Raw genomic sequence first — 25,147 nt, forward strand, 5'->3', positions numbered from 1 at the left:
CGCGGTAGACCGATGAAACACCAGCGTTCCCGAGTTAGGCTGACCGGGTGACGGCCAACGGGGAACTGGCAGGAGAACCTGCGCCGGCGCCCACGGACCAGAACCGCCGTGGCAAATTCTGGTGGCTGAAATGGGTCGGCGGCATTGCCCTGCTGGCATTGTTGATCGCCGAGGGCATCTATCTGTGGCCCCGGCTGCACGAATCATGGCAAAAACTCAGCGACATACATTGGGGCTGGGTCGCCGCGTGTATTTGGTTGCAGGCATTGTCGATGAGCGGATTCGGCCGCGTGCAGAAACAACTGCTGAACGCGGGCGGCGTCGAAGTGAGCCAGCGCAAATCCGTCGCGGTGGTCTACGGCGCCACCGCAATGTCCGTCACTTTGCCTGCGGGGCAGGTGTTTTCCACCGCCTTCACCTACCGGCAGACCCGCCGCTTCGGCGCCAGCCCGATCGTGGCGTCCTGGCAGCTGGTGTTCTCCGGCGTGGTCGCCGCGGTCGGACTGGCACTGCTCGGGGTGGGCGGCACGTTCCTGTCCGGCGGCAGCATCGGGCCGTTCAAGCTGGTCCTGTCGGTCGCCGCGGTGATCGCCCTGGTGTGGGGCGGCAACTATGTCTCGAACAACCCCGGCTCGCTGGAGGCCCTGCTGCGCCGGGCCCTCGGGCTGCTGAACCGGCTGCGCAAACGCCCCGCCGACCAGGGCGCGAGCAAGGTCGGCGAGGTGCTGGCGCAATTGGAGTCGGTGCAACTCGGCAAACGCGACGGGGCGCTGGTCGCCCAGTGGGCGCTGCTGCACCGCTTCGCGGACGTGGCCTGCCTCGGCGCCGCCTGCTATGCCGTCGGCGCCGATCCGCGGCTGGCCGGGCTGCTGCTCGCCTTCGCCATCGGTAAGGCCGTCGGCTCGATCCCGTTCGCGCCCGGCGGCATCGTCTATGTCGACGCGACTCTGATCTACGGCCTCACCGCGGCGGCCGGGCTGCCGGCGGCGCAGGCGGTGGCCGCCGCGTTCGTCTACCGCCTGGTGAGCTTCATCCTGGTGGCGATCGTCGGCTGGATCGTCTTCCTCTTCCTGTTCCGTACCCCGCAGGACGACGACGCCGAATACGAGAAGGAATTCTCCCAGCGCCGGTTCTGAACGCGAACACGCAGTGCCGCAGGTGCTTCACATTCGGCGCGGCCGCGCCCACTACGCTGGCCCGCGTGAAGAAACTGGTGCCGTTGGTCGTCGATGCGCTGCTGGTGATCTTGTTCTGCGCGATCGGCAGGCGCAGTCACGACGAAGCGGTACTCACCGGACTGCTGCGCACGCTGTGGCCGTTCGCGATCGGCCTGGCCCTGGGCTGGCTGGTCGCCATCGCCGCGGCGAGCAGGCTGTTCGGCGATGCCGGGCGGATCGCCCGCTTCGACGCGGCGGCGTTGTGGCCCACCGGGATTCTGGTGTGGCTCGGCACGCTGTGCGGCGGCATGCTGCTGCGCGTGGTCAGCGGTCAGGGCACCGCGTTCAGCTTCGTGCTGGTCGCGGGCGTGGTGCTGGCGCTGTTCCTGCTCGGCTGGCGCGCGGCCATCAAAGCGTTGAACTAGCCGCTGTTTCAGGGCTCGGGGGTGGCCAGCGACTGCAGCATCCGCACCGCCATGCGCGCGGTCGCGTCGCCGCTGTCCACATCGTTGATGTGCACCGCGAAGGCCAGGTCACCCATGTTCGCGATGAGCCAGCCGTCGCGTCCCGCGGTCGCCGCGAAACCGGTGACGTCGCGATACATCCGCAGACTCGCGAACTCCGGGGCATTGGTCGCGTCCCGCAGCATCGCGCGCAGCCGCTCGGTGATCTCCGGCGCCAGCGGCGCGAGCTGGGCGTCGGTGGTGCTCGGCCGCGCGACCTCGATGAGCGGCGGCGGCACCGAGCCGCGCGCGATCGCCGCCGCGGCGATCGCCATGCCGAACGGGCTGGCCAGTACCGCGTCCGAGCCGCCGCCCTGCCGCACCTGCTCGCTGCGTCCCGCGACCGCGAGCCGCCCGGTCACCTCGTCGAGGCCGGGCACCTTGAAATCGACGCCGACCCCGAGCGCGGGCGCGAACTCGGCCGCCTCCGGCACCGGAACGTCTTGCGGCGCCTTGCCTTTGGCGAGCGCGGCGACCGCGCGGAACAGCTCGATATTGCCGCCGACGGGGTAGAGCCCGGTGAACGCCACCGGGCCGTGCTCGCTGGCCTGGGTATTCTGTGCGACCGCGACCACCGCGCCGCTGGAGGGCTGGATCGCGACGATCGAGGCGGGCGTCGGCGCGCTGACGACCGCGTCCTCGGCGGCGCGCTGCAAACGCTGGTCCATGGTGCCCGCGATATCCGGGCCGGGCGGGCCCTGCTCGCCGGCCAGCTGCGTGACGAACCGGCCGTCCTGCTCGAAGACCTGCACGCCCCAGCCGGAATGCTGATCCTGGCTCTCCTGCTGCACCTTGCGCAGCGCGTCCAGCATGGGCGACCAGACGCGGCGGTCGGCGGAGATGAGCCGCTGCTGCTTCTCCATCACGACGCCGGGGATCGGCGCCATATCCGGCTGCAGCAGTTCGAAATCGGATTCCCGCAGGTTCACCGCGACCACCGGCTTGCCCTGCGAGGTGGCCACCTGCTGCATCAGCGACGGCCCGGTGATCAGCGGGGCGACCGGCTCGATCGCCTTGGCGAGCGCGTTGGTCGAGCCGACCGGGTCGGGCATCTTGGCCGGGTCGAGCTTGATCACGTTGATCGGCTGCTCGGTCATCAGCGGCTGGCCCGCGATGTCGTTGACCTTGGGGGCGGGGGCGGGCTGGGTCCGCACCAGACGCACGGTGCGGTTGTGATCGAGCTGCGGCATGACGATCGCCGGATCCCACGAGATGCGCCAGCCGATCGCGAGCTTGCGCACGTTGCCCTGCAGGCTGTAGTTCCAGTTTTTGCGGTCGCCGAAGTTCCAGTCGGCATCCATGCTGAAGATGGCCGATTCCGCGTCGAGCCCGATGAATTGGGTCTTCCGATAATCCACCTTGCCCGGCTGCAGGCCGGCAAACATTTGCTTCAGGGTTGCCGAAGCTGCGGTGGGATACGACGTGAGTTCCGAGGCGCGGGTGTAGTCCTGTTTGTCGAGCAGTTCGGTGAAACGCTCGACGACCGCCTCTGCCTCGTTCTTACCCTCGTGTATCCCGCACGATCCCATTGCGATCGCAAGCGCCGCCACCCCCGCGAGTGCCATAGCGCCCCGGACGCGGAAGCGGCGGGATCCCCACACATCCATGTCGCCCACTCTTCACTCTTGTCACTCCAGTAACAAGACCACCGTACCTGAAAAAGACCTGTCTGCGGTGCCTCCGCCGCAAGGACGTTACCCATGCTCAGCATCTCAATTGTGCCCGAAATCTCCCATCTCGGGGGCCCGATCATGATCGGTGTCCAGTGCTACGGCGACAACCGGCGCCGCTACCGTACCGGGCACTCCCGCAAAGTCGTGCGCTTACTGACTTACTCGGCGTTTCGGATCAATGGGTACCCAGACGGGGTCCGGACGAACCGTAGAACAGTCGCCTCGACCACCGCCTGAACCAGCGGCGAACTCTGTTCGCACAGAGCGGAACCATTCGCATGAATTGCGACGTAATCTTGTAATCAACGTAAGCAGTACTACACGGTAAGTAGGTGATTCCCCATGAGACAGCACCATCGGGGACGGGGCTTCGGCCGACCCGGCGGCTGGCAGCAAGCCGACCTCCCGGATCCCGCGGACGCGCCGGATTGGTTCGCGGGCAGGTTGCCCGCCGACTGGTTCACGGGCCCGCCCGTCATCGAGATCGACCGGGACGAGATCGTCGTGATCGGCGAACTGCCGATCCCGCAGCCGGAGAAGACCCGGGTCGAAACCTCCACGGAAGGCGATACCGAAGCGCCGACCGAGGAAGTTCCACGGGCGACCAAGGAGGGGGCCGTCTCCCGATTCCGCGAATCCACCCGCGCCGCCCGGATGCAGATCGCCGACGAAGCGCAGCGACGCTACGGCCGCAGCGTGGCGTGGGGGGTGTCGGTCGACGGGGAACCGCTCCTGTTCACCCACTTGGCCGTGCCCGTGATGACGCGGTTGCGTCAGCCCGAGCGCAAAGTGCTCGACACCCTGGTCGACGCGGGCGTGGCGCGCTCGCGCGCCGACGCGCTGGCCTGGACGGTGAAACTGGCCGGGCAGCACGCGGAATCGTGGCTGGCGGAACTGCGCGACGCCATGCGCACAGTGGATGATCTGCGCGCGGAGGGGCCGCAGGGTCTGTAAGGACTAGTGTTGCGGGCATGTCCGCACCTGGTCCGATCCTGGTCCTCAACGGCCCGAACCTGAACATGCTCGGCACCCGGCAGCCGGAGGTTTACGGGTCGGCGACGCTCGACGACGTCGTCGAGCTCTGCAGGCAGACCGCCGAACGCTACGGTCGCGAGATCGCGGCGTTCCAATCGAATTCCGAAGGCGCGCTGATCGACCGCATCCATCGCGCGCGTGGCGTCGAATCGGCCATCGTGATCAATCCCGGCGGACTCACCCACACCTCGGTGGCGCTGCGGGACGCGCTGGTGATTCCGGAGGTACCGATCGTCGAGGTGCACATCAGCAATGTGCACGCGCGGGAGGAATTCCGGCACCATTCCTATATCTCGCCGATCGCCACCGCGGTGGTCGCCGGCATGGGTATCCAGGGGTACGCGGCAGCCATCGAATTCCTGGTCCGCTCCGCCTGATCCGTCGATTCCGGCTCGACGTCTCGTCGAGCCGGGGTCAGGCGATCCGGAAAACGGGGAAGCCCGGGGCGATGGCGGCGAGTTCGTCGTCGGTGGCGTCCTTGGTGACGCCCTCGAAGAACTTACCCACCTCCCAGCCCCACTTCTGCAGGTAGAGCCGCAACAGCGGCACCTTGTCCGCGTCGGCCACCTCGATCGCGGTGAATTCCTCGACCTTGCGGCCGAGCCGCAGTTCACCGCCGCCCGCGACGCGCAGGTTGCGCACCCACTGGGTGTGCCCGCGCGGGGCGACCAGGAATCGCACACCGTCCTCGCGCACCAGCAGATTCACCATCGTGGTCCGCCACTCCCCGCTCTTGCGCCCCCGCACCACGAGCAGCCGCGAGCCCAGCACGCTGATGCCCAGCCGGGGCAGCCAGTTGGCGATCCGGTTCATGATCGGATCCAGGCCGGACGGGCCGATGTACCGGGTGCTGAGGTCCATTTCTTCACTCCTTGCGTGAGCACTGCTCTCTGTTGCGACAAGTGTTCCACAGGCCGGTTCAGAAAACAAGAGCACTGCTCTCTCATTGCAAATCCGCAGGTGAACCCCGCATTCACCCGAGTGCAACGGTCGACAACCCGGTGGATGACCCGCGCGGTCGACCGCACCGGACAATGTGGGGATGACACGGGAAGCCCCGCGCCGGGTGGTGCTCGCGCCGGACAAGTTCAAGGGGTCGCTGTCCGCGCCCCGGGTGGCGGCGGCGCTGGCCGTCGGCATCGGACGCGTCGCACCGGAGGTGACGGTCGAGCAGGTACCGGTCGCCGACGGGGGCGACGGCACGGTGGACGCCTTCGTGACCGCGGGGTGGCAGCGGGTGGCACTGCGCGCGCCCGGCCCGACCGGTGTCGTGACCGACACGTCGTATGCGGTGCAGGGCACGACCGCCGTCATCGAATTGGCCGCCGTGGTGGGCTTGGTGAAACTTCCAGGGGGACAGTTCGATCCGCTCGGCGCGAGCACCTACGGGTTGGGCGTGGTGCTCGCGCACGCACTGGACCACGGCGTCACCGATATCGTGCTCGGACTCGGCGGCAGCGCCTCGACCGACGGCGGCGCGGGCATGGTGCAGGCGCTGGGCGGACGCCTCCTGACCGCCGCGGGCCGCGAATTACCGCCCGGCGGTGCGGCTTTGACGCAGGCGGCGCGATTCGACCGGTCGCGCCTGCATCCCGGCCTCGGTTCCGTCACCGTTACGGTCGCCTCCGATGTGGACAATCCCCTGCTCGGTCCCGCAGGCGCAGTCGCGGTCTACGCGCCGCAGAAGGGCGCGGGCGCAACGGATCTCGACACCTTGGAGACGGCGCTCGCCAATTGGGCACGGCTCGCGGGGCCGGAGTTCGCGGACCGCCCCGGCGCGGGTGCCGCGGGTGGGACCGGGTTCGGGGCGCTGGCCGTGCTCGGCGCCCGGGTGCGCAGCGGCATCGAGGTGATCCTCGAATTGCTCGATTTCCGAACACTTCTCGAGGCAGCGGTACTGGTCGTCACGGGCGAGGGCACCTTGGATCGGCAGAGTCTGCACGGCAAAGCGCCGATCGGTGTCTGCGCGGTCGCGAATTCGCGGCACGTCCCCGCTGTCGCGGCCGTCGGCCGAACCTCGCTCACCGCGCAGGAGATTCGAGCGGCGGGCTTCGCCGACTGCTACGCGCTCAGCGATCTCGAACCGGACCCGGACCGCTCGATCGCGGCGGCCGCCGCGCTACTGGAGCAGGTCGGCACGCAGATCGCTCGCCGTCACCTCTGAGTTGCACAGCGCCCCTTCACTGAATTACACAGCGCCGCTTCGCTGAATGGCACAGCGCCGCTTCGCTGAATGGCACAGCGCCACTTAGCAACCATCGATCACAGCCACGACTGCGCAAGACCGAACGCTCGGACTGCCCTAACTCGCCGAAGCCAGCAGGTTGCCGAGCAGCTCGGTGCGGTGCTTGTCGCCCCACTCTTCGAGCGGACGCAATGCGATGGCGAGTTCCTGGCCGAGCGGAGTGAGCGAGTATTCGACGCGGGGCGGAACCTCGGGATAGACCTCGCGGTGCACGACACCGGACGCTTCGAGCTGGCGCAGGTTCTCCGCGAGCACCTTCTCGCTGACGCCGGTGAGCAGACGGCGGATCTCGCCGAAGCGCTGCGGGCTGGCACCGAGCGCCCACATCAGGTGCAGTTTCCACTTGCCGCCCACGACGTCGATCGCCACGGACATGCCGCACACGTCGTGATCCGCGTCACTACTCATGTTCCCCGCACTCCTTCTGACCTCGTTTCGAACCTCGAGGTAAGCAACCACACCTGAACGTGCGGTCTTCCCGACTCTACCTGCGACAACGACTATGGATCTCGGCGCCGAACCATCCGAATCGAGAACCGAAGGGACACACAATGTCCGAGCAGAACACCCCCCGCTCCGTTTCCGTCGTGGGCCTCGGGCCGATGGGCCAGTCCATGGTCCGGGCCCTGCTCGCCGCCGGCGTCGAGGTGACGGTGTGGAATCGCAGCACCGACAAGGTCGACGCGATGGTCGAACTCGGCGCCGAGCGGGCCGATACGGTCGCGGCGGCGCTGGCGGCCAACGAGGTGACCGTGCTGAGCCTCACCCATTACGCCGCCATGTACAGCGTGCTGGAGCAGGCCGCGGATCAGCTGGCCGGCAAGGTGATCGTCAACCTGTCCTCGGACTCCCCGGAGAAGGCGCGCAAGGGCGCCGAGTGGGTCCGTTCGCACGGTGCCGAATTCCTGGCCGGCGGTGTGATGTCGGCGGGTGACAACATCGCCCACCCGGCGTCGTACATCTTCTACAGCGGTCCGCGCGAGGTCTTCGACGCGCACGCCGAACTGCTGCGCCCGCTGAGCCCGCAGGAGTACCTCGGCCCGGACGACGGTCTGTCGCAGGTCTTCTACCAGGCTTTGCTGACCATCTTCCACCCGTGGCTGCTCGCCTTCGACCAGGCGACCGCGATGATCGAGCGGTCCGGCAACAGCATCGCGCAGTTCATCCCGTTCGCCGTGCGTTCCGCGGCCGCGTACCCCTACTTCATGGAGGAGTTCTCGGTCGCCAACCAGAACGGCGGCTGGGCCACCCTGGCGAGCCTGAAGATGATGGACGCGGGTGCGCAGCACATCATCGATGCGAGCGAAGAGGTCGGCGTCGACGCGACGTTCTCGCACACCGCACAGGCCTACTGGCGCAAGGCCGTCGCGGCCAGCGAGGAGAAGGGCGAGGCCGTCTCCACCTACGCCCTGATGCGTGGCGCCGACGCGTGAGCCGGCCGGGACCGATGACCGCCGCCCCGCCGGGCGGCGGTCATACCCGGCACGAGAGTGCCTCCTGCTCAGGCCGTTTCGGTGCCCAGGCGGGGAAAGGGGTTGGTGGAGAAGACGATTTCCACCGCCACCTCGAAGTAGGCCGCGATACGCAGGGCGAGATGCAGGCTGGGGCTGTACTCGCCGCGTTCCAGGTAACCGATCGTCTGGTAGTGCACGCCGAGCGCCTCCGCCAACTCACGCCGCGAGATGCCACGCTCGGCGCGCAGCATCGCGATGCGGTTGTAGATGACCTCAGTAGGCACGCTGTATCGCTTTCTCGCGGCGCTCGGCCACGCTCGAACCGGATTCCCGCCGGGCCATCCGGCGGAGCACGAACGGTGCGACCGCCAAGCCGACCACGGCCCAGACACCGAGCACCGCAACGGTTTCCAGGTGCCGCCAGGACTGCCCGAGTTCGATCGCGACCGCCTCGCCGGGCAGCATCGCCGAGCGCATCCCCAGCCCGAGCCAGTACACCGGGAACACCTGCGCGAGCCCCTGCACCCAGCCCGGCATCGACGTGATCGGATAGAAGATGCCGGACACCGCGATCACCCCCATGATCGGGAAGGTCATCAACGAGAAGTTGCGCGGGTTGTCGAACATGGACCCGAAGATCGCGCCGATCGGCAGGGTGGCGAGCAGCCCGAGCACCATCACCCCGATCAGCGTCAGCCACGCCCCGACGGTGTGCAGCGCCAGGCCGTCGACCATGAGCATCCCGGGGATCAGGACGATGGCACCAGGAATGACAACCCAACCGGACACCTGGACGATTTTGCCCAGCAGGTAGCCGACCATGCCATTGGGGGTCGCCTTGGCGCGCAGCAGCGTGCCGTCCTCGCGATCCATGGCCAGTTGCTGACCCATCCCGATCATCCCGTTGATCGCGACCAGCATGCCGATCACGCTGGGCAGCGCGAGCGAACCGAGCAGCAGCCCGCTCGACTCGAACGACGCGTTGCGCATGAAGAACAGCACGACCAGCATCGCCAACGGCCAGAACAGCAGCCCGAACAGGTCCTGCCCGTTGGTGAGCCCCTGGCGCAGTTCGATCCGGCCGCGGATCAGGCCCTGCCGGACGGCGGGCAGCAGCGGGTTCATCGTCCTACCTCCTCGAGGGTGTGCACGTCGGACTCGAGTGCACCGGCTTCGAACCGGCGCACCAGGGTCATGTACGTCTCCTCCAGCGAGGCGCGCCGGACCTCCAGATCGCCGATCGCGCTGCCGTACTGCTGGAAGAGTTCGTGCACGAACTCGGTCGATTCGGCGGTCGAGTGCACGAACCGCTGCCCGTCGTTGGTCCAGCTGATCTCGGCCTTGCCGGAGACCCGCCGCGACAGTTCGTCGGCCGAGCCGTCGGCGATGATCCGCCCGCCGGCCAGGATCATGATCCGATCGGCGAGTTTCTCGGCCTCGTCGAGGTCGTGCGTGGTGAGCAGGATGGTGGTCTGCTGGTCGTCGGCGAGCCGGTGCACCAGGTCGTGGAATTCGCGCCTGGCCTCCGGGTCGAAGCCGGCGGTCGGCTCGTCCAGGAACAGCACCTCGGGACGCCCGACGATGCCGATCGCCACGTCCATCCGGCGCCGCTGGCCACCGGACAGGTCGCGCAGCCGGTGGTTCGCCCGATGCGTGAGACCGACGGCTTCGATGAGTTCGTCGGTGTCCCACGGCCTTCGGATCCGATCCGTGCCATAGGGCGCGTAAAAGGCGCCTTGATAGTCGAGCAGTTCCCGTACACGCCACTTGCCGTGATCGCGCCACGACTGCAGGACGACGCCGACGCGAGCCCGCCAGGTCTCGTCGCCGTGCGCCGGATCGACGCCGAGGATCTCGACCCGGCCCGCCGACCGCATCCGGAAGCCCTCGAGGATCTCGATCGTGGTGGTCTTACCCGCCCCGTTCGGCCCGAGCAGCACGAGCACTTCGCCGTGCCGGGCCTGAAAGCTCACGTCGTGCAGCACGTCGGTCGAGCCGTAACGCATCCGCAGCTTTTCGACGTCGAGGACGACGTCCTGACCCACTGTCATAATTCCCTCCCGATGGTGGGCATCCCTCGATTCGTAGCATAACTACTACATTCCGCCGCGACAATGCGCAGCATTGATCGATCATGATTGACACGCAGCCAAACGGCTGCCTATCCTGCAACAGGCAGCCGAAAGGGTGCATATTCCCGGTAAGGTGGGGCATGGACGAGGTATTCAAAGCGCTGGCCGATCCACACCGCCGACGACTGCTGGACAGTCTCAACACGCGCAACGGGCAGACCCTGCGCGACCTGTGCGCGGGGCTGGCGATGGCACGACAGTCGGTCAGCAAACATCTCGCGGTGCTCGAGGCGGCGAACCTGATCACCACCCGGCGCAGCGGCCGCGAAAAACTGCACTACCTCAATGCCGAGCCGATCAACGCCATCACCGAGCGCTGGATCAACCGGTACGACCGCTCGCGAGTGCGCGCACTCGCCGACCTGAAGCAAGCACTGGAGGCACATCCCATGAGCGACAACACTTTCGTCTACACCACCTACATCCGGACCACCGCACAGCAGCTGTGGCGGGCGCTGACGGATTCGGCGTTCACCAGTCGCTACTGGGGCGCGACGTTCGACACCGACTGGCGGCCGGGCTCGGAAATGGTGTGGCACCAGCGTGATTGGAGCAGCAAGGACCCCGAGCAGGTGGTGCTCGAGGCCGACCCGTACACCAGGCTGTCCTACACCTGGCACAGCTTCGACGCCGAGTTCGCCGCGACCTTCGAGATGCACCCCGACGAGGTCGCCGCCTGGGGCCGCGAACCGCGCTCCAAGGTCACCTTCGAGCTCGAGCCGGCGGGCGAGGTGGTCAAGCTGACCGTCGTGCACGACGGCTTCGCGCCGGGCAGCGCGGTGCTGGAGGGCATCAGCGGCGGCTGGCCCGCGATCCTGTCCGGGCTCAAAACCCTGCTGGAGACCGGCGAGCCGCTGCCCGACCCGGAACCTGCGCAGTCCTGACGGCACCACAGGCGGGGCGGCGGCCGTTGTATATTCGGACTCCGGTATCGAGGCCGCACCCGAGGTGACGGACGCCGGTCAGCACCGAGCGAGTTCGAAGGCCAGAGGTTTGCGGTGGCGGTACACAGTGACGAGTTCTTCCGGATCATCGACGCGCTCGTCGACGTGCGCAGCAGCGCGGGCGAGAAATACACCTCCTACAAGGTGCGCGGGAAACTGTTCGGCTACTACTGGCCCCGCACCCGGACCGTCGGCCTGAAACAGACGCTGTCGGAGCAACAGGCCCTGGTCGCCGAGCGGCCGAAGGTATTCGAAGAGCAGTTCACCGCAGGCGGTTTCGGCTGGGTCGTGGTGTATCTGGACGGCATCGAGGCCGACGAACTGGCCGAACTCGTTTTCGAGGCCTGGCGCCTGTCCGCCCCCGACGCCCTGCTCGCCGAGGTGCCCGAGTGGCGTCCGGCACCGCACCGGCAATCGCGGTAGCCGCCCGGGCGCGAGAATCGCCGCACGCGGCAGGATGGATCGTATGAGCAGTGCGATCGAACGAGCGCCCGGGCGCCGGACCATGCAGCAGCGCCGCGAGGCCACGGTCGCGAAGTTGATCGACGCGACCATCGAGGCGATCTGCGATGTCGGCATCGATCGGGCCTCGGTGCGCGAGATCTGCAGTCGCGCCGGACTGTCCAGCGGCGCGATGTTCAAACAGTTCGACGGCCGTCCGGAGCTGATCGCGGCGGCTTCGGAGGAGATCCTGGCCCGTCTGCTGCGCCAGTTCCATGCGGTGGTCGACCATTTGACGCAGGGCGAGAGTTCGCTCGAGGCGACGGTGGGCTTCCTGCGTTCGGCGATGAGCACGCCGCTCACCCACGCACTGCGTCAGATCTATATCGCCACCCTGCACGATCCAGAATTACAGGCGCGGATCGCGCCCGCGGTGAGCAGCTATTACAGCGAACTCACCACGCACGCCGAGCAGACGGACGCGTTGGCGCAGTTCCCTGAGCACGTCCGCGAACCGCTCACGTTCATCGTGGTGCACCTGTTCTCGGGTGAGGCGCTCACCCGCGTCGCGTACCCGCGCCCCGATATCCAGGACCGCATCCTCGAGATCACCCTCGACATGCTCGCCACCTACGCCGCCGATTTGAAGAAGCGCTGAAACCACGTTCGACCAGCGGATTCGACCGAGTCGTTGACGTCACCCGAAGAGTGAGTGTACAGTCACTCACATGAGCAAGCGAGGTGCCACTCTCTCCACATCAGAGGTCCGCCGCGACGCGGTCGTGGACGCGGCCATCGCCGAGTTCGCCAAGACCGGCTACCACGGCACGCCGATCAACAACGTGGCAGCACGGGCGGAGATCTCGCCCGCGTATGTCTTCAAGTTGTTCCCCGGCAAGGTCGCCCTGTTCGTGGCCGCCCTCGACCGCTGCTACGAATTGGTCGAGCAGGCCATGTCGGCGGGCGCGGCCCGCGCCGCCGGGGCCGGCCCGGACCAGATCCTGCACGAAATGGGCGGGGCCTACGCCGAACTCATCGCGGACAAGCGGCTGCTGATGCTGCAAGTGCACGCCCGCTCGGCGAACGACATCCCGGAGGTCGCCGACGCGATGCGCCGCGGCACCGAGCGGATCACCACGTTCGCCAAGCAGCGCTCGGGCGCCGCGGACGACCAGGTCCAGCGCTTCATCGCCTACGGCGAGCTCTGCCACATGATCACCACCCTCGGCCTCGAAGCCGGCGACGGCCCCTGGGCCGCCCTCCTCACCGCGGGCATTCGGCACCCGAACGCCCACTAGTCCGACCGCGCCCCAGCCAGGCGCTCTTTTTACCGTCAGAGTGATTGACCAGTCACACACCAGGAGAACATCATGACCACCACCGCCCTCGAAATCGTGCTGCCGGACCGCGTCGAGCCGCACGGCCTGCAGGTCACGACGCGTGAGCTGCCCGCGCCCGGACCGGGCCAGGTGCTCGTCCAGGTGGAAGCCTCCGGCGTGTCCTTCGCCGAACAGCAGATGCGCCGCGGCAAGTACTACGACCAGCCCGCCTTCCCCTTCGTGCCCGGCTACGACCTGGTCGGCACGGTGGCCGAGCTCGGCGCCGGCGTCGATCCCGCGCTGCTCGGTCGTCGCGTCGCCGCGCTGACCAAGGTCGGCGGCTGGAGCAGCATGGTCCTGCTCGACGCCGCGGAACTCGTGCGGGTACCCGGCGCGCTCGATCCGGCCGAAGCCGAAACCTTTGTGGTGAACGGGATCACGGCATGGCAGATGCTGCACCGCACCGCCGCGGTGCGCCGCGGCCAGACCATCCTGGTGCACGGGGCGAACGGCGGTGTCGGCTCGACCCTGGTCCAGTTGGCGCGCGCCGCCGGCATCACCGTCATCGGCACCGCGTCCGCCCGCAACGCGGCGGCGGTGCAGGCGCTCGGCGCGACCTGGATCGACTACCGCGGCGATGTGGCGCAGCAGGTTCGGGCCCTGGCCCCGAACGGCGTGGACGCGGTCTTCGACCACGTCGGCGGGCCGGGCATCGTCGACTCGTTCCGGCTGCTCGCCCCCGGCGGCACCCTGGTCTCCTACGGGACCGCGGCGACCAAGAACGACGAGGGCAACTCCCGGCTGCCCGTGCTGCGACTGTTCGCCCGGCTGCTCTGGTGGAACACGTTGCCCAACAAGCGCAGCGCGCACTTCTACAACATCTGGGCGGGCAAGCGTAACGCCGCGCGGTTCCGCAACCGGATCACCGAGGACCTCGGCGCGGTCTTCGAACTCGCCGCGCAGGGCACGCTGCGCGCGCAGGTCGCCGCGCGGTTCCCGCTCACGGAGGCGGCTCAGGCCATGGAACTCGCCGAATCCGGCACCGTCACCGGCAAAGTCGTGCTCGTCCCCGACGTGCAGCGCTGAAGACCGAAGACCGGTTCTACGCCCGGATCGGGTCGACCTGCCAGGGCTGGTGCGGGAGCGGCACGATCCGGCGGGTATGCGCGTAGACCGCCGCGTGCACCCGGTCCCGGACACCGAGTTTCGCGAGCACGTTGGACACGTGGGTTTTGACCGTCTGCTCGCCGACCCCCAGCACCGCGGCGATCTCCGGATTCGTGTAGGCCTTGGCGATCAGCAGCAGCACCTGATGCTCACGGGCGGTGAGGTTTTCGACCTCTGGGGCACGGGGGAACGGCTCGATGCCCGTGGTCAGCCGGGTGACGAGGCGGCGGGTCAGGTGCGGGTCGATGAGGGCGTCCCCGCGCGCGGCCATCCGGATGGCCGAGATCAGTCCGTCGGCGGGCAGCGTCTTGACGAGAAAGCCCGTCGCACCGAGACAGAGTGCGCGATAGAGGTTTTCGTCGGAGTCGCTGCTGGTGAGGGTGAGAATCCGGGTACTGCCGCCCAGCGCCGCGATGGCGTCGACGGCGGCGGGGCTCTCGAAACCGGGCAGGTCCAGGTCGAGCAGCGCCACGTCGGGCCGCAGGCGCTCGATCTCGCGGACCGCGGCGGCGCTGTGGTCGGCCTCGGCGACACATTCGATATCGGGCTGGGTACCGATCGCCGCGCGCAGGCCGGACCGGAAGATCGCGTGGTTGTCCGCGAGCACCACCGAAATCGCCGAGCCCGAAGTGGTTTCGATCCGATCCGGGGTGCGATCGTCGTGCCGGTCGATCGCGCTGGGCCGCTGCTCCGCGGCGGCGTAGCGGGCCGCGGCCGGCTCGCTGTGCGTGGCACTCACCGACAGCGTGGCCGCGGTGACAGCGAGCACGAGCGACGACGCCACTCGACGCAGTGGGTGTGTCATGGCTCCGACCTTATGTTCCACGCCGCGGGTCAGCGCAGGAATCCTGCGTAGCTCCTGCTCATCAGCTGGCTCTCGAGCTGTTTGACGGTGTCGAGCCCCACACTCACCATGATCAGCACCGAGGTGCCGCCGAAGGCCAGGCTCGACACCCCGCCGCCCGCACCGACCCCGAGCAGTACGTTCGGCAGCACCACGACCGCGCCGAGATAGCAGGCGCCGGGCAGCGTGGTCCGGCTGAGCACGAAGGCCAGATAGTCCGCGGTCGGCTTGCCGGGGCGATACCCCGGGATGAACCCGCCGAACTTGCGCATCTCGTCGGCGCGCTCCTGGGGATCGAAGGTGATCGCGACGTAGAAGTAGGTGAAGAACACGATCAACGCGAAGTAGCTCGCTACGTACACCGGGTTGTCGGGGTTCACCAGGTACTTCTGGATCAGCTCCTGCCAGGTCGCGGTCGGTCCCGCGCTGCCCTGGGTGAGCTGGGTGAGCAGGTTCGGCAGGTACAGCAGCGAGGACGCGAAGATCACCGGGATGACGCCGGCCTGATTGACCTTCAACGGCAGATACGTCGACGAGCCGCCGTACATCTTCCGGCCGACCACGCGCTTGGCGTACTGCACCGGAATCCGGCGCTGCCCCTGCTCGACGAAGACCACGGCCACGATCACCAGCAGCACCGCGACGCAGACGCCGGCGAAAACGAACGCGCCCTTGCTGTCCAGGATCGCCTTGCCTTGACCAGGAAGTTGGGCCGCGATACCGGCGAAGATCAGCAGCGACATCCCGTTACCCAGGCCGCGTTCGGTGATCAGCTCACCGAACCACATGACCAGCGCCGCACCGGCGGTCAGCACCAGCACGAGCACGACCATGCCGAACAGTCCGTCGTCGGCCAGGATGTCCTGCGGACACCCGCGCAGCAGTTGGCGGCGCGCGGCCAGCGCGACCAGCGTCGACCCCTGCAGCACCGCCAGCGCCATCGCCAAATAGCGGGTGTACTGGGTGATCTTCGCCTGACCGGTGGTGCCTTCTTTGCGCAGCTCCTCGAACCGCGGGATCACGACGGTCAGCAGCTGGGTGATGATGCCCGCGGTGATGTAGGGCGTGATGCCGATCGCGAACACCGACAGGTGCAGCATCGCCCCGCCGGAGAAGAGGTTGATCAGCTGGTAGATGCCCGCGGCGTCGCCGCCGGAGGCGATCGCGACACAGGTGCGCACCGCCGTGAAGTCGACCCCGGGCGAGGGCAATGCCGCACCGAGCCGATACAGCGCGAGCAACCCCAGCGTGCAGAGTATTTTCCGCCGCAGGTCCGGAGTCCGAAAGGCCGGTACGAGGGCGGAAAGCACGGGTCCTCCTGACGAAAGGCAGTGTCGGACAGGACGAATACCTGCCGTGGCCTTCGAACGGTACGGAGCACCGGGGTCGGCTCACGTCGCCCGCGAGTCGGAATTCGGCCTCCCTCCATCGGGGGAACGCGGGCGATGCGGTCGCGAGGGTCAGACGCGGACCAGCACCTGGTCCAGCGACTTGCGGGTCAGATTGGGGACGACGGAATCGTCGGCAGGGTAGCCGATGGGGATGACGGCGAAAGCCTTCTCGTTGCGGGGACGGGCCAGCACCTCGCCGAGGAATTTCATCGGGCTGGGCGTGTGCGTGAGGGCGGCCAGGCCGGCCAGATGCAGGGCGGTGAGCAGCATGCCCACGGCGATGCCGACCGATTCGTCGCCGTAGTAGTGCTTGTAGGTGGTGCCGTCCGCGCGCAGGCCGTAGCGCTGCTGGAAGACCACCAAAAGGTAAGGGGCATCGGTCAAATGCGGCTTGTGTTCATCGGTGCCGAGCGGTCGCAGGGCGGAGAGCCATTCTTCGCCGAGGCGGCCGCCGTAGGAGATGCGCTCCTCGGCTTCGGCGGCCTCCCGGATGCGGGCGCGCACCTCGGGATCTTCCACCAGGACGAAGGTCCACGGCTGTTGATGTGCGCCCGAGGGCGCGGTGTTCGCCACCGCGATGGCGTCGAGCACGAGTTGCTCGGGTACCGGATCGGTGGCGAACATCCGCACCGTGCGGCGCTCGTCCATTCTGGCGCGCAGCACGGCGGACGCGGCGAGCGCCTGCTCGACCGGAATCCGGTTCGGGTGGTAGGGAATTGGTTCGTACGGGTGCCCATGCAGCGGAGTCCACGTCATCATAGGTGGAGTGTGAGCCGCGCCGCCGGGACGGACAACGCGACGGCGCGATTACTGTCCACTCCACCAGACGCACGAAAGCCCGTCCCGGAATGGTCCGGTGGCGGCCGGTCCATTCCCGAAACGGGCTACGCGACGGGATTCACCCGTTATAGATCTCCACATACGCATTGGTGGCGAAGGCGAAAACGCCGGGGCCCATTCCCGTGCACGCGGCGGTCGTACGCTGACCCGACGGCGTGAACGGATAGCTGAGCACCTTGTACGGCCCGATGTTGTAGATCGGGAAGGCGGGCCCGGCGTAGAGGCCGACACAGTCCAGATGCAGGACATAGTTCGAACCGCCGTCGGCCTGGCATACCGCCGAGGCGTCGAACAGGCCCTTCTCGACTACGCAGTCCTGCGGGGCCGCCTGGGCGGTGCCCGCCCCGGCCACGCCGACCACGCCGACGAATGCCAGCCCCGAAATGCCCGCGGCCGCGACCCGAGCGGCGGTGGCAATTGCACTTCTCATGAAAACTCCTCCGGTTTGCATTGTGCTGTTCGTCGGGGCCGCGCGCTGAAACGTTACATTTGCCGCCACCGAATCGGCTGCCCCTGAGTTTCGGGGCCGAGAATAACCGAGGTGTGCCGAACACTTTCAGGAGGAAGAACCGGTGCTCGTCAACGGCCGGGTATGGGAGCCTCGGCCGCTTCGGTGATGGTGACCTGGCCGGTGCGCAGGTAGGTCATGACGGCATCGTCGACGACGGGGTTCCCGCGGGCGAAGTTGCCGTGATCGCCGCCCGCCACCGTGACGAGCGAACCGTTCAGTGCGTGCGCCATCGCCGGTCCCCCTTCGTATTTGGTGAGCGCGTCGTGCCGGCTCTGCAGCACCAGGGGCGGTGTGGTCAAGCCGGCGCCGCTGATCTCGACCGGTGTGGCGACGGGTTTCCAGGTGCCGCAACTCATTCCGGAACGCACCAGATCGGCCCGCGCGTCCATCGCGTTGCCGCCGGAGACGATCGTCGCGATGGCCGAACCGATGACGTCCACCCGCCCGGGAATCGCGTTCTCGTTGCAGGTGATCGCGGCGAAGACGAACCGCCCGGTGGGGTCGGTGGAGGTCGCGCCCGCGATGGTGCGCAGACGCTGCACGTTCGCCGGATCGGCGGCGGCCTCGGACATGGCGCGCGCGAACGCGGGCCAGAACGTGCGGGTGTAGCTGGCGACGGAGGTGGCGCCGAGCAGCGGCCCCTGGGCCGAGACGCCGCCGGAGATCAAGGTGCGCACCAGGTTCTGCAGTTTGCCCGCCTGCTCGACGCTGCCGCTGTACCCGTCGCGCGCGATCTCGGCGAGCGGCTCGGGCAGCGCGCCGGGCAGGTCGGCGAGGCTGGCGGGCGGCGGGGTCAGGTTGGCGTACCAGCCGCCGCCCTGGTCGACCGCGAGCCGCACCCAGTGCTGATAGACCTGTAAAGCGGTGTCGCCCAAGTGGTATTCGGTGTGGTGCTCGGCGATCCAGGCGAACAGATCGTCGAGGCGCTGCTTGCCGGCCACCTGCTGCTGGGCGAACTCCTCGGTCCACACCCAGTCGGGATTGACGTTGGAGTCCAGCACCATTCGCTCGACCCGGTCCGGGAACAGCGAGGCGTACACCGCGCCGAGGTAGGTGCCGTAGGAGGTGCCGAGATAGCTGATCCGCTCCAGCCCGAGCGCGGCCCGCACGGCGTCGAGGTCACGCGCGGTGTTCTCGGTGGTGATGGTGTCGAGGTAGCCGGGCCGGGACGCTTCGCACGCCTGCTTGATCTCGTCGCGATTGCCACCGCCGAGCGATACCTGGGCGCCCTCTTCGGCTTTCACCGCGCCCGCGCACATCAGCGGCGTGGCCCAGCGCAAACCGCGTGGCTGCACCGCGACCCGGTCGTAGTGGGCGGCGAGTTCGGCGGGCACCACATCGGTGCGCAGCCCCCAGAAGTCCAGTCCGTCCGCGCCCGGCCCGCCGGGGTTGGCGAACAGTACGCCGCGGCGTTCCCCGCTCGCCGCGATCCGGCTGACGGTCAGTTCGATCCGCGGCCCGTCCGGGTCGGCGTAGTTCATCGGCACCTCGACGACCGCGCACCGCACGCCGTGCCCCGCGACCACCGCACCGTCCGGGCAGGCGCCGAAGCCGACCCCGGGCGCGGCGACGGCCGAGCCGGGCACGATCGATAGACCGAGCAGGCACACGGCGCCCATGGCAGCCGCCGCCCGCGAGAACAGCCGTACCTTCATCATGTTTCGTACCTCCCCGGGCCGCCGCCGCGTGCACGCGCGCGACCCCGATCAAGAGCATTCTGCGCAGGTGGGGAGCAACAGACAAGTCGAACACCGGTTTTCGCCGGTCAGCGCGCGGGCCACGGCGAGGGTCGGCATAGCGCGAGATATGTTCTGGAATACGCGGATGACGTCGCACGGGAGTAGCGTCGAGCCATGTCGACCGAGGTCCGTCTCAACACCGCATTGGAACGTTTCGAGATCCATGTCGACGGTGCGATCGCCGGATATGCCGAATACCAGGACACCCAGTCCGAACGCGCGTTCGTGCACACCGAGATCTACCCCAGCTACGAAGGCCAGGGCTACGGCCGTGACCTGCTCGAGGCGGCACTGAACAGCACCGCGGCGGACAAGCTCGGCGCACTGCCGATGTGTCCGATGGTGCACCACTTCATCCAGACCAGGCCGGAATACCTGGTGATGGTGCCGCACTGGGCGCGCGACAGCCTCAACCTGCCTCAGTAGGCGGCGACCGCCCCGTCGAGCGCCCGCTGCAGATCGGTGCGGACCATTCGCGCGATCTCGCCCGGCTTGGCCGGCAGTTCGGTGATCGGCACGCCGAAATAGAAGCTCGCCGATGTGGCCTGCTCCTTCGTCGGCTGCACCGTCGGATCGTCGCGCTTGCCATAGCTCAGTCCCATCGACACCAGCACCGGCTCGACCCCGAGCTTCATCGCGCGGAACGCGATATGCCCGATGCCGCTGCCGACCGATTGCACCTGGCTGGGATCGACCTCGTTGCAGGTGCCCTCGGGAAACACCGCGACGCCGTCGCCGCGGGCCATCCGCTGGGCGCAGATGTCCATCATGCGCTGGCCGGCCGCGTTCACCGCGCGGATGCCGTGGTCCTTGCCGCGGAACACGGGGATCCCGCCCATCATGTCGATCTTGCGCCGTTGCTCGGGCTCTTCGAAGAGTTCGTCCTTGGCCAGCACCCGCACCCGGCCGATCACCGGTCGCAGGGCACTGCGCCACGCCGCGGCCGCGACGGTGTACGGATCGTTCTCGGAAAGATGATTGATCGAGATCAACAGCGGTCGGCGTTGTTTTATCGCCGCGCGCAAGCCCTCGCGGGCGCCCTCGGCATAGGCGACGCGCGGGTAGTAGCGGCGGGCGAGAATGGCGTAGGCACCCCAGGCTTTCAGCCGATTCTGCCGGTGCTCGAGATAGAAGTCGTACACGGTGTCGCTGTTCTCGAGGCGCACCTCGGGCGGTTCCATGACACGGACTCTACGACGCCGCGCGGTGCCGAGTTCGAGCCCCCGCGCCGAAATCCGTTACCCCGAACTCCGCCGCAGAAGGAGCAAATCGCCGAAACAACTGCGATGATGTCCGAGTGGCACGCGCAGACGACCCGGATGATCGGAAAACTCGCGGCGGGCACGGCGACCGCAAGCGGCGCGATTTCCGGCACGGCGAGCAGGTGGTGCGCGCCGGCACCCTGCTGGTGTCGGCGACAGAACTGGCTGAACCGACTTTCCGGCGCACCGTGGTCTACATCATCGAGCACAACGAGGCGGGCAGCCTCGGCGTGGTGCTGAACCGGCCCAGCGATACCGCCGTGCACGACGTATTACCCCGCTGGACCGAGCTGACCGCGGCGCCGCGCACCCTGTTCATCGGCGGTCCGGTCAAACGCGACGCGGCACTGTGCCTGGGCACCGTCCGGGTCGGCGCGAGCATCGACGGCGTGCCCGGCCTGCGCCGGATCGACGGACGGGTGGTGCTCGTCGATCTGGACGCCGACCCGGAAGAAATCGGCCGGCTGGTCGAAGGCATCCGCATTTTCGCAGGCTATGCGGGGTGGACTTTCGGTCAGCTGGAAGGCGAATTGGAAAACGACGACTGGATCGTATTGTCCGCGTTGCCCTCCGATCCGATCAGCACCGGCCGCGCCGACCTGTGGGCGCACGTGCTGCGCCGCCAGCCCCTCCCCCTTTCCCTGCTCGCCACCCACCCGATCGAACTCGAACGAAATTGAGATGTCGCTCGGTATTGAACCGTTCGCCCCTGCTGATTCGTGGGATGTGCGGGAGGTGAGCAATGCCGGACGACCAAGGCGAGTTGCTGCGGGTCCTTTACGACGAACACGCGTCTGCGCTGTGGCGGTACACCCTCGGTTTGGTCCGCGACCCGGGCCGGGCCGAGGACATCGTGCAGGAGACCTTGCTGCGGGCGTGGCAACGCCCGAACGTGTTGGATCAGGCCACGACATCGGCGCGCGCGTGGCTGTTCACGGTGGCGCGCAATCTCGCCGTGGATGAACATCGCAGCGCCCGCAACCGGCGCGAGTACCGCACCGACAGCCCGCCCGAGCAGGCCGCGCCGGACCAGGCCGACCGCGCCCTGGACAAATGGCTGGTCGCGGACGCGCTCGGCAAGCTGAGTTCCGACCATCGCGAGGTGATCGTGCGGGCCTACTATCGGGGTCTGTCCACCCACCAGATCGCCGAGGAACTCGACATTCCACCGGGCACGGTGAAGTCCCGGATGCACTACGGCATGCGGGCACTACGACTGGCACTACAGGAGATGGGGGTGACGAACCAATGACGGACCTTGCCGACGACTACACCACGTGGGATGCCCCGTACGTGCTCGGCTCCCTGACTCGCACCGAACGTCAGGAGTACGAAGCGCATCTCGCGGGGTGCCCGGCCTGCCAGGCCGCCGTGGCGGAACTGGCCGGCCTGCCGGGCATGCTCGCCATGGTCGACCAGGACACCGCACTCGCGCTGATCGAACCGCCCGAAGCCCTTGCGGCAGAGCAGGATCCGGTCGAGACGAGTCCGCCGGTACCGCAGTTGCTGCCGCGGCTCGCCGAGGCGGCCGAGCGGCGCAGGCGCCGCAGCCGGTGGGTCTCGATCGGGGCCGCGGTGGCGGCCGCGGCCGCCGCGGTGGCCATCGCCGTCCCCGTGATCAGCACCGTCAACGACAACGATTCGCCCACTACCGCAACGGTTTTCGCCCAGCGGCAGATGGACCCGCTGGTGCCGACGCCGGTGCAGGCGAGCTTCAAGCTGCTCGCGAACGAGGGTAAGACGACCGTCGAGATGTCGTGCAGCTATGCCGCGGGCGGTCCGGACTACAACTGGAACTTCGAGATGTGGATGACGCTGAAGGACGGCAGCACCGCCGAATTGGCCGGCTGGCGGGCCGGACCGGGCGACGCCCTGACCTTGACCAGGACCACGGAGGTGGCCCCGGAGCGCATCCAGAGCGTGGAGATCCGGTCGCTGAAGACGGATCAGACCATCCTGCGCGGCGCGGTCTAGGCCCGGACAGCGAAATCCCCCGCCAGGCCCCATTTCCTGGCGGGGGATTTCGGTTCCGGCAGCGGCCGGCGACGGTGGCTCAGGCGGTCTTGCGCCGGAAAATCGCGTTCGCCCAGAAGAATCCGCCGAGGGTGAGCACCAGGCACCACCCGATCGAAATGATCCCGTTGGTGCCGATCTCGCTGCCCATCAGCAGACCGCGGACGGTCTCGGTGATCGGCGTGAACGGCTGGTACTCGGCGAACTGGCGCAGGCCGGCGGGCATCGTGTCGGGCGAGACCAGGCCGCTGCCGAGGAACGGCAGCATGATGATCGGGAACACGATGTTGCTCGCGCCCTCGGCATTCGGCGAGAGCAGCCCGAGTGCCACGGCGAGCCAGTTCAGCCCGAAGATCATGAACGTGAGCAGGCCGAGCGCCGCGACCCATTCGACCGGGTTGGCATCGGGCCGCCAGCCGATCAGCAGCGCGACCACGCACATGACCGCGATACCGAGCAGGGCCTGCAGCAGCGCGCCCAGCACGTGACCGGTCAGCATCGAGGACTGGGTGATGCCCATGGTCCGGAAGCGGTTGACGATCCCCTTGGCCGCGTCGTTCGCGATGGACACCGCCACCGACGCCGTGATGTAGGCGGGCACCATCAGCAGCATGCCGGGCGCGAGATAGTCGACATAGTTACCGCCGGAGGACTTTTCGAGCGCCCCGCCGAAGACGAACTTGAAGATCAGCAGGAACAGCGTCGGCATCATGATGACGCCGATGCTCATGCTCGGATAGCGCTTGGCATGAGTCAGGTTGCGCCGCAACATCGTCGCCGAATCGGCCAGGGCGAAGGACATGGTAGTCATGCGACGGTTTCCTTTTCGGAAGTGGGCTGACCGGTGAGGGTGAGGAAGACATCGTCGAGGTTGGGTGTGTGCACGGCCAGACCCTCGACCTCGATCTGCTCGTAGTCGAGCCGATCGAGCACGGCGCGCAGCGATTTCACGCTGCCGTCGCTCGGCACGGCGAGCGTCAGGTCTTCGTCCGCGTCGTCGGCGGCGATCCTGGCGGCCACGCCCAGCGCGGCCGAGGCGGCGAACAGCTCCTCGCGTACCGCGAACTGCAACCGGATGTGCCCGCCGGGCACCATCCGCTTCAGTTCCGCCGCAGTGCCTTCCGCGACGATCCGGCCGTGGTCGAGCACGGCGATGCGATCGGCCAGCTGGTCGGCTTCCTCCAGGTACTGCGTGGTGAGGAAGACCGTCACATGGTAGTCGTCGACCAGGCCACGGATCAGCTCCCAGATCACCCGCCTGCTGCGCGGATCGAGGCCGGTGGTCGGTTCGTCCAGGAAGATGATGCGCGGATCGCCGACCAGCGTCATCGCCAGGTCCAGGCGCCGGGTCATGCCGCCGGAGTAGGTGGACGCGGGCTTGTCCGCGGCCGCCACCAGATCGAACCGGGCCAGCAGGTCGGCCGCCAGCCGCTTGGTGTCCCGCCGCGGCAGATGGTGCAGATCGCCCATCAGCAGCAGGTTCTCCCGGCCGGTGAGCAATTCGTCGACCGCCGCGAATTGACCGGTGACGCCGATGGTTTCGCGCACCGACGCCCGCTCGGCGGCCACGTCGTAGCCGCCGACCCGCAGATCGCCGCCGTCGGCGTGGATGAGCGTGCTGAGGATCTGCACGGTAGTGGTCTTACCCGCACCGTTCGGACCGAGCAGCGAGTAGATCGTGCCCTCGGGGACGACGATGTCGATCCCGTCGAGCACCACCTGCTCGCCGAATGCTTTGCGCAGGCCCAGCGCCGAAATGGCGGGTGCGCGATGGCCGTTGACCATGGCGGTCCTTTCGATGATTTTCATTGTTGAATGCGCATGTACGCATGACTGATCGACACCGCTCCCGGTGTCCCGGGGCGGCATGGGGGCCGATCAGCTGCTGTTCAGTTGTGCGGAACGGGAATCGGGCGGGACAGGACCTAGATGTCGAGGTCTTCGATCTGGGGACGTTTCGCGAGATCGACCGCCCGTTCGTAAAGCTTCGGAGGCAGTTTGTCTTTCAACTCCTCGATCGTGTCGACGACCTCCAGGACGTACTCGCCCCAGTCCTGGTCGCCGACACCGAGCATGCGCCGCCAGTTCGTCAAATCCTTGACCCAATTGGTGGATTGGGGAAATTCGGACCAGTCGTTGTAGTGCGCGTGCAGCACGTACTTGCCTTTGCGGCTGCGATAGACGCGGATGTGTTCCTGCCGTTCGTCGGTGTACTCGTTCGATTCGATGAGCAGCGCACCGGAGAAGCGGACCTGCCGGACTCCGTTGTGGCCGACCCGGGCGATAATCTCCTCGAACCCCTCCTGGCGACCCTCTTCCAGCTCGATGAACCGGCGCAGCGCCGTGGTCACCGCTCCGGAGAGATTGCCGCCAACCAGCTCCTGGGCTCGCTGGAACAGCGCCAGATCGTCATCGGCAACATAGATCGTCTTGTTGGGCATGACACGACTATACGTAGATGTATACGTACACGCAAG

Annotated in this window: 30 protein-coding genes; 15 read left to right on the top strand and 15 right to left on the bottom strand. The window is 67.7% G+C overall.

Annotation, left to right across the window (positions count from 1 at the left end; translation table 11 throughout):
• The first annotated feature begins 47 nt into the window (after window positions 1-47).
• Both NVU01S_RS09800 and NVU01S_RS09805 read left to right on the top strand, forming a co-directional pair.
• A complete protein-coding gene (locus tag NVU01S_RS09800) occupies window positions 48-1,136 on the top strand; it encodes a lysylphosphatidylglycerol synthase transmembrane domain-containing protein (protein ID WP_043663963.1) in 1,089 nt (362 codons plus the stop codon).
• Window positions 1,137-1,201: 65 nt separating this feature from the next.
• A complete protein-coding gene (locus NVU01S_RS09805; protein ID WP_043663966.1) occupies window positions 1,202-1,582 on the top strand; it encodes a DUF3054 domain-containing protein in 381 nt (126 codons plus the stop codon).
• A gap of 8 nt (window positions 1,583-1,590) precedes the next feature.
• Here NVU01S_RS09805 and NVU01S_RS09810 read toward each other — a convergent pair whose 3' ends face one another.
• The gene (locus NVU01S_RS09810; protein WP_244467092.1) at window positions 1,591-3,267 is read right to left on the bottom strand and encodes an NTF2-like N-terminal transpeptidase domain-containing protein; all 1,677 of its coding nucleotides are present in this window, start codon (window positions 3,265-3,267) and stop codon (window positions 1,591-1,593) included.
• 408 nt (window positions 3,268-3,675) lie between these two features.
• On the opposite strand from NVU01S_RS09810, the gene abmR reads away from it, so the two are divergent.
• Together abmR and aroQ are read left to right on the top strand one after the other, a co-directional pair.
• The gene (abmR, locus tag NVU01S_RS09815) at window positions 3,676-4,287 is read left to right on the top strand and encodes an ATP-binding transcription factor AbmR (RefSeq protein WP_043663970.1); all 612 of its coding nucleotides are present in this window, start codon (window positions 3,676-3,678) and stop codon (window positions 4,285-4,287) included.
• Window positions 4,288-4,304: 17 nt separating this feature from the next.
• The gene (gene aroQ / locus NVU01S_RS09820; protein WP_014988972.1) at window positions 4,305-4,745 is read left to right on the top strand and encodes a type II 3-dehydroquinate dehydratase; all 441 of its coding nucleotides are present in this window, start codon (window positions 4,305-4,307) and stop codon (window positions 4,743-4,745) included.
• Between the two features lie 37 nt (window positions 4,746-4,782).
• On the opposite strand, the gene NVU01S_RS09825 is transcribed toward aroQ, so the two are convergent.
• A complete protein-coding gene (locus NVU01S_RS09825) occupies window positions 4,783-5,229 on the bottom strand; it encodes a nitroreductase/quinone reductase family protein (RefSeq protein ID WP_052280147.1) in 447 nt (148 codons plus the stop codon).
• Window positions 5,230-5,410: 181 nt separating this feature from the next.
• On the opposite strand from NVU01S_RS09825, the gene NVU01S_RS09830 reads away from it, so the two are divergent.
• Entirely contained in the window at window positions 5,411-6,532 is a 1,122-nt protein-coding gene (locus NVU01S_RS09830; protein WP_043663973.1) for a glycerate kinase, read from the top strand.
• A gap of 138 nt (window positions 6,533-6,670) precedes the next feature.
• Here NVU01S_RS09830 and NVU01S_RS09835 read toward each other — a convergent pair whose 3' ends face one another.
• Window positions 6,671-7,021, bottom strand: a complete 351-nt coding sequence (locus tag NVU01S_RS09835) for a winged helix-turn-helix transcriptional regulator (RefSeq protein ID WP_042258679.1) — start codon at window positions 7,019-7,021, stop codon at window positions 6,671-6,673.
• A gap of 143 nt (window positions 7,022-7,164) precedes the next feature.
• On the opposite strand from NVU01S_RS09835, the gene NVU01S_RS09840 reads away from it, so the two are divergent.
• Window positions 7,165-8,046: an NAD(P)-dependent oxidoreductase gene (locus tag NVU01S_RS09840; RefSeq protein ID WP_043663975.1), complete on the top strand. Its 882-nt coding sequence runs from the start codon at window positions 7,165-7,167 to the stop codon at window positions 8,044-8,046.
• Window positions 8,047-8,114: 68 nt separating this feature from the next.
• On the opposite strand, the gene NVU01S_RS09845 is transcribed toward NVU01S_RS09840, so the two are convergent.
• Genes NVU01S_RS09845 through NVU01S_RS09855 form a run of 3 tightly spaced genes read right to left on the bottom strand, consistent with a single transcriptional unit; the run spans window position 8,115 to window position 10,118 of the window.
• Entirely contained in the window at window positions 8,115-8,351 is a 237-nt protein-coding gene (locus NVU01S_RS09845) for a helix-turn-helix transcriptional regulator (protein ID WP_029900775.1), read from the bottom strand.
• Complete coding sequence (locus NVU01S_RS09850) at window positions 8,341-9,192, bottom strand: ABC transporter permease (protein WP_043663982.1); 852 nt, start codon at window positions 9,190-9,192, stop codon at window positions 8,341-8,343. Before NVU01S_RS09850 ends, NVU01S_RS09845 begins: the two co-directional genes overlap by 11 nt.
• A complete protein-coding gene (locus NVU01S_RS09855; protein WP_043663985.1) occupies window positions 9,189-10,118 on the bottom strand; it encodes an ABC transporter ATP-binding protein in 930 nt (309 codons plus the stop codon). Before NVU01S_RS09855 ends, NVU01S_RS09850 begins: the two co-directional genes overlap by 4 nt.
• A gap of 161 nt (window positions 10,119-10,279) precedes the next feature.
• On the opposite strand from NVU01S_RS09855, the gene NVU01S_RS09860 reads away from it, so the two are divergent.
• The 5 genes from NVU01S_RS09860 to NVU01S_RS09880 all read left to right on the top strand — a co-directional run bounded on the left by NVU01S_RS09860 (window position 10,280) and on the right by NVU01S_RS09880 (window position 13,989).
• On the top strand, window positions 10,280-11,083 hold the full coding sequence (locus NVU01S_RS09860; RefSeq protein ID WP_043663988.1) for an ArsR/SmtB family transcription factor: 804 nt from the start codon (window positions 10,280-10,282) through the stop codon (window positions 11,081-11,083).
• A gap of 114 nt (window positions 11,084-11,197) precedes the next feature.
• Window positions 11,198-11,566 carry an MmcQ/YjbR family DNA-binding protein gene (locus NVU01S_RS09865; RefSeq protein ID WP_043663991.1) on the top strand — a complete coding sequence of 123 codons (369 nt, stop codon included), beginning with the start codon at window positions 11,198-11,200 and terminating at the stop codon, window positions 11,564-11,566.
• A 43-nt stretch (window positions 11,567-11,609) separates the two neighbouring features.
• On the top strand, window positions 11,610-12,242 hold the full coding sequence (locus NVU01S_RS09870) for a TetR/AcrR family transcriptional regulator (protein WP_043663994.1): 633 nt from the start codon (window positions 11,610-11,612) through the stop codon (window positions 12,240-12,242).
• A gap of 70 nt (window positions 12,243-12,312) precedes the next feature.
• Window positions 12,313-12,882 carry a TetR/AcrR family transcriptional regulator gene (locus tag NVU01S_RS09875; protein ID WP_043663997.1) on the top strand — a complete coding sequence of 190 codons (570 nt, stop codon included), beginning with the start codon at window positions 12,313-12,315 and terminating at the stop codon, window positions 12,880-12,882.
• A 72-nt stretch (window positions 12,883-12,954) separates the two neighbouring features.
• Window positions 12,955-13,989, top strand: a complete 1,035-nt coding sequence (locus NVU01S_RS09880) for a medium chain dehydrogenase/reductase family protein (protein WP_043663999.1) — start codon at window positions 12,955-12,957, stop codon at window positions 13,987-13,989.
• A gap of 16 nt (window positions 13,990-14,005) precedes the next feature.
• Here the strand turns inward: NVU01S_RS09880 and NVU01S_RS09885 are convergent, their stop codons facing one another.
• The 5 genes from NVU01S_RS09885 to NVU01S_RS09905 form a co-directional block, all read right to left on the bottom strand.
• Window positions 14,006-14,875, bottom strand: a complete 870-nt coding sequence (locus NVU01S_RS09885; protein ID WP_244467093.1) for a LuxR C-terminal-related transcriptional regulator — start codon at window positions 14,873-14,875, stop codon at window positions 14,006-14,008.
• 29 nt (window positions 14,876-14,904) lie between these two features.
• Entirely contained in the window at window positions 14,905-16,224 is a 1,320-nt protein-coding gene (gene secY, locus NVU01S_RS09890) for a preprotein translocase subunit SecY (protein ID WP_043664002.1), read from the bottom strand.
• Between the two features lie 150 nt (window positions 16,225-16,374).
• On the bottom strand, window positions 16,375-17,064 hold the full coding sequence (locus tag NVU01S_RS09895) for a nitroreductase family protein (protein WP_043664005.1): 690 nt from the start codon (window positions 17,062-17,064) through the stop codon (window positions 16,375-16,377).
• Between the two features lie 139 nt (window positions 17,065-17,203).
• Window positions 17,204-17,575, bottom strand: coding sequence for a hypothetical protein (locus NVU01S_RS09900; RefSeq protein ID WP_014988988.1), 372 nt, complete (start codon window positions 17,573-17,575; stop codon window positions 17,204-17,206).
• A 149-nt stretch (window positions 17,576-17,724) separates the two neighbouring features.
• Window positions 17,725-19,314 (bottom strand): alpha/beta hydrolase, encoded by a 1,590-nt coding sequence (locus NVU01S_RS09905; protein WP_052280148.1) that lies wholly within the window; start codon window positions 19,312-19,314, stop codon window positions 17,725-17,727.
• Window positions 19,315-19,509: 195 nt separating this feature from the next.
• Between NVU01S_RS09905 and NVU01S_RS09910 the strand changes: the two genes are divergently transcribed.
• Complete coding sequence (locus NVU01S_RS09910; protein ID WP_014988990.1) at window positions 19,510-19,821, top strand: GNAT family N-acetyltransferase; 312 nt, start codon at window positions 19,510-19,512, stop codon at window positions 19,819-19,821.
• Here NVU01S_RS09910 and NVU01S_RS09915 read toward each other — a convergent pair.
• A complete protein-coding gene (locus NVU01S_RS09915; protein ID WP_043664008.1) occupies window positions 19,815-20,576 on the bottom strand; it encodes a lysophospholipid acyltransferase family protein in 762 nt (253 codons plus the stop codon). The two genes, NVU01S_RS09910 and NVU01S_RS09915, sit on opposite strands and share 7 nt — an antisense overlap.
• Window positions 20,577-20,692: 116 nt before the next feature.
• On the opposite strand from NVU01S_RS09915, the gene NVU01S_RS09920 reads away from it, so the two are divergent.
• From NVU01S_RS09920 to NVU01S_RS09930, 3 genes are all read left to right on the top strand, one after another.
• Window positions 20,693-21,337 carry a YqgE/AlgH family protein gene (locus tag NVU01S_RS09920; protein ID WP_014988992.1) on the top strand — a complete coding sequence of 215 codons (645 nt, stop codon included), beginning with the start codon at window positions 20,693-20,695 and terminating at the stop codon, window positions 21,335-21,337.
• A 62-nt stretch (window positions 21,338-21,399) separates the two neighbouring features.
• A complete protein-coding gene (locus NVU01S_RS09925) occupies window positions 21,400-21,909 on the top strand; it encodes a sigma-70 family RNA polymerase sigma factor (RefSeq protein ID WP_014988993.1) in 510 nt (169 codons plus the stop codon).
• Complete coding sequence (locus NVU01S_RS09930; protein WP_043664011.1) at window positions 21,906-22,631, top strand: anti-sigma factor family protein; 726 nt, start codon at window positions 21,906-21,908, stop codon at window positions 22,629-22,631. Before NVU01S_RS09925 ends, NVU01S_RS09930 begins: the two co-directional genes overlap by 4 nt.
• Before the next feature lie 79 nt (window positions 22,632-22,710).
• Here the strand turns inward: NVU01S_RS09930 and NVU01S_RS09935 are convergent, their stop codons facing one another.
• The 3 genes from NVU01S_RS09935 to NVU01S_RS09945 all read right to left on the bottom strand — a co-directional run bounded on the left by NVU01S_RS09935 (window position 22,711) and on the right by NVU01S_RS09945 (window position 25,111).
• A complete protein-coding gene (locus NVU01S_RS09935; protein WP_043664014.1) occupies window positions 22,711-23,481 on the bottom strand; it encodes an ABC transporter permease in 771 nt (256 codons plus the stop codon).
• The gene (locus NVU01S_RS09940) at window positions 23,478-24,455 is read right to left on the bottom strand and encodes a daunorubicin resistance protein DrrA family ABC transporter ATP-binding protein (protein WP_043664309.1); all 978 of its coding nucleotides are present in this window, start codon (window positions 24,453-24,455) and stop codon (window positions 23,478-23,480) included. Before NVU01S_RS09940 ends, NVU01S_RS09935 begins: the two co-directional genes overlap by 4 nt.
• Before the next feature lie 140 nt (window positions 24,456-24,595).
• Window positions 24,596-25,111, bottom strand: coding sequence for an EXLDI protein (locus NVU01S_RS09945; protein WP_014988997.1), 516 nt, complete (start codon window positions 25,109-25,111; stop codon window positions 24,596-24,598).
• Window positions 25,112-25,147 lie beyond the last annotated feature (36 nt).

This window comes from Nocardia vulneris, assembly GCF_001613425.1.
Lineage (GTDB): Bacteria > Actinomycetota > Actinomycetes > Mycobacteriales > Mycobacteriaceae > Nocardia > Nocardia vulneris.

Bases quoted from the DNA above. Each gene is read 5' to 3' on its own strand.
- NVU01S_RS09810 (WP_244467092.1), bottom strand. From the start codon at position 3,267: ATGGATGTGTGGGGATCCCGCCGCTTCCGCGTCCGGGGCGCTATGGCA.
- abmR (WP_043663970.1), top strand. From the start codon at position 3,676: ATGAGACAGCACCATCGGGGACGGGGCTTCGGCCGACCCGGCGGCTGG.
- aroQ (WP_014988972.1), top strand. From the start codon at position 4,305: ATGTCCGCACCTGGTCCGATCCTGGTCCTCAACGGCCCGAACCTGAAC.
- NVU01S_RS09825 (WP_052280147.1), bottom strand. From the start codon at position 5,229: ATGGACCTCAGCACCCGGTACATCGGCCCGTCCGGCCTGGATCCGATC.
- NVU01S_RS09830 (WP_043663973.1), top strand. From the start codon at position 5,411: ATGACACGGGAAGCCCCGCGCCGGGTGGTGCTCGCGCCGGACAAGTTC.
- NVU01S_RS09835 (WP_042258679.1), bottom strand. From the start codon at position 7,021: ATGAGTAGTGACGCGGATCACGACGTGTGCGGCATGTCCGTGGCGATC.
- NVU01S_RS09840 (WP_043663975.1), top strand. From the start codon at position 7,165: ATGTCCGAGCAGAACACCCCCCGCTCCGTTTCCGTCGTGGGCCTCGGG.
- NVU01S_RS09850 (WP_043663982.1), bottom strand. From the start codon at position 9,192: ATGAACCCGCTGCTGCCCGCCGTCCGGCAGGGCCTGATCCGCGGCCGG.
- NVU01S_RS09855 (WP_043663985.1), bottom strand. From the start codon at position 10,118: ATGACAGTGGGTCAGGACGTCGTCCTCGACGTCGAAAAGCTGCGGATG.
- NVU01S_RS09860 (WP_043663988.1), top strand. From the start codon at position 10,280: ATGGACGAGGTATTCAAAGCGCTGGCCGATCCACACCGCCGACGACTG.
- NVU01S_RS09870 (WP_043663994.1), top strand. From the start codon at position 11,610: ATGAGCAGTGCGATCGAACGAGCGCCCGGGCGCCGGACCATGCAGCAG.
- NVU01S_RS09875 (WP_043663997.1), top strand. From the start codon at position 12,313: ATGAGCAAGCGAGGTGCCACTCTCTCCACATCAGAGGTCCGCCGCGAC.
- NVU01S_RS09880 (WP_043663999.1), top strand. From the start codon at position 12,955: ATGACCACCACCGCCCTCGAAATCGTGCTGCCGGACCGCGTCGAGCCG.
- NVU01S_RS09885 (WP_244467093.1), bottom strand. From the start codon at position 14,875: ATGACACACCCACTGCGTCGAGTGGCGTCGTCGCTCGTGCTCGCTGTC.
- NVU01S_RS09895 (WP_043664005.1), bottom strand. From the start codon at position 17,064: ATGATGACGTGGACTCCGCTGCATGGGCACCCGTACGAACCAATTCCC.
- NVU01S_RS09900 (WP_014988988.1), bottom strand. From the start codon at position 17,575: ATGAGAAGTGCAATTGCCACCGCCGCTCGGGTCGCGGCCGCGGGCATT.
- NVU01S_RS09905 (WP_052280148.1), bottom strand. From the start codon at position 19,314: ATGATGAAGGTACGGCTGTTCTCGCGGGCGGCGGCTGCCATGGGCGCC.
- NVU01S_RS09910 (WP_014988990.1), top strand. From the start codon at position 19,510: ATGTCGACCGAGGTCCGTCTCAACACCGCATTGGAACGTTTCGAGATC.
- NVU01S_RS09915 (WP_043664008.1), bottom strand. From the start codon at position 20,576: ATGGAACCGCCCGAGGTGCGCCTCGAGAACAGCGACACCGTGTACGAC.
- NVU01S_RS09925 (WP_014988993.1), top strand. From the start codon at position 21,400: ATGCCGGACGACCAAGGCGAGTTGCTGCGGGTCCTTTACGACGAACAC.
- NVU01S_RS09930 (WP_043664011.1), top strand. From the start codon at position 21,906: ATGACGGACCTTGCCGACGACTACACCACGTGGGATGCCCCGTACGTG.
- NVU01S_RS09935 (WP_043664014.1), bottom strand. From the start codon at position 23,481: ATGACTACCATGTCCTTCGCCCTGGCCGATTCGGCGACGATGTTGCGG.
- NVU01S_RS09940 (WP_043664309.1), bottom strand. From the start codon at position 24,455: ATGGTCAACGGCCATCGCGCACCCGCCATTTCGGCGCTGGGCCTGCGC.
- NVU01S_RS09945 (WP_014988997.1), bottom strand. From the start codon at position 25,111: ATGCCCAACAAGACGATCTATGTTGCCGATGACGATCTGGCGCTGTTC.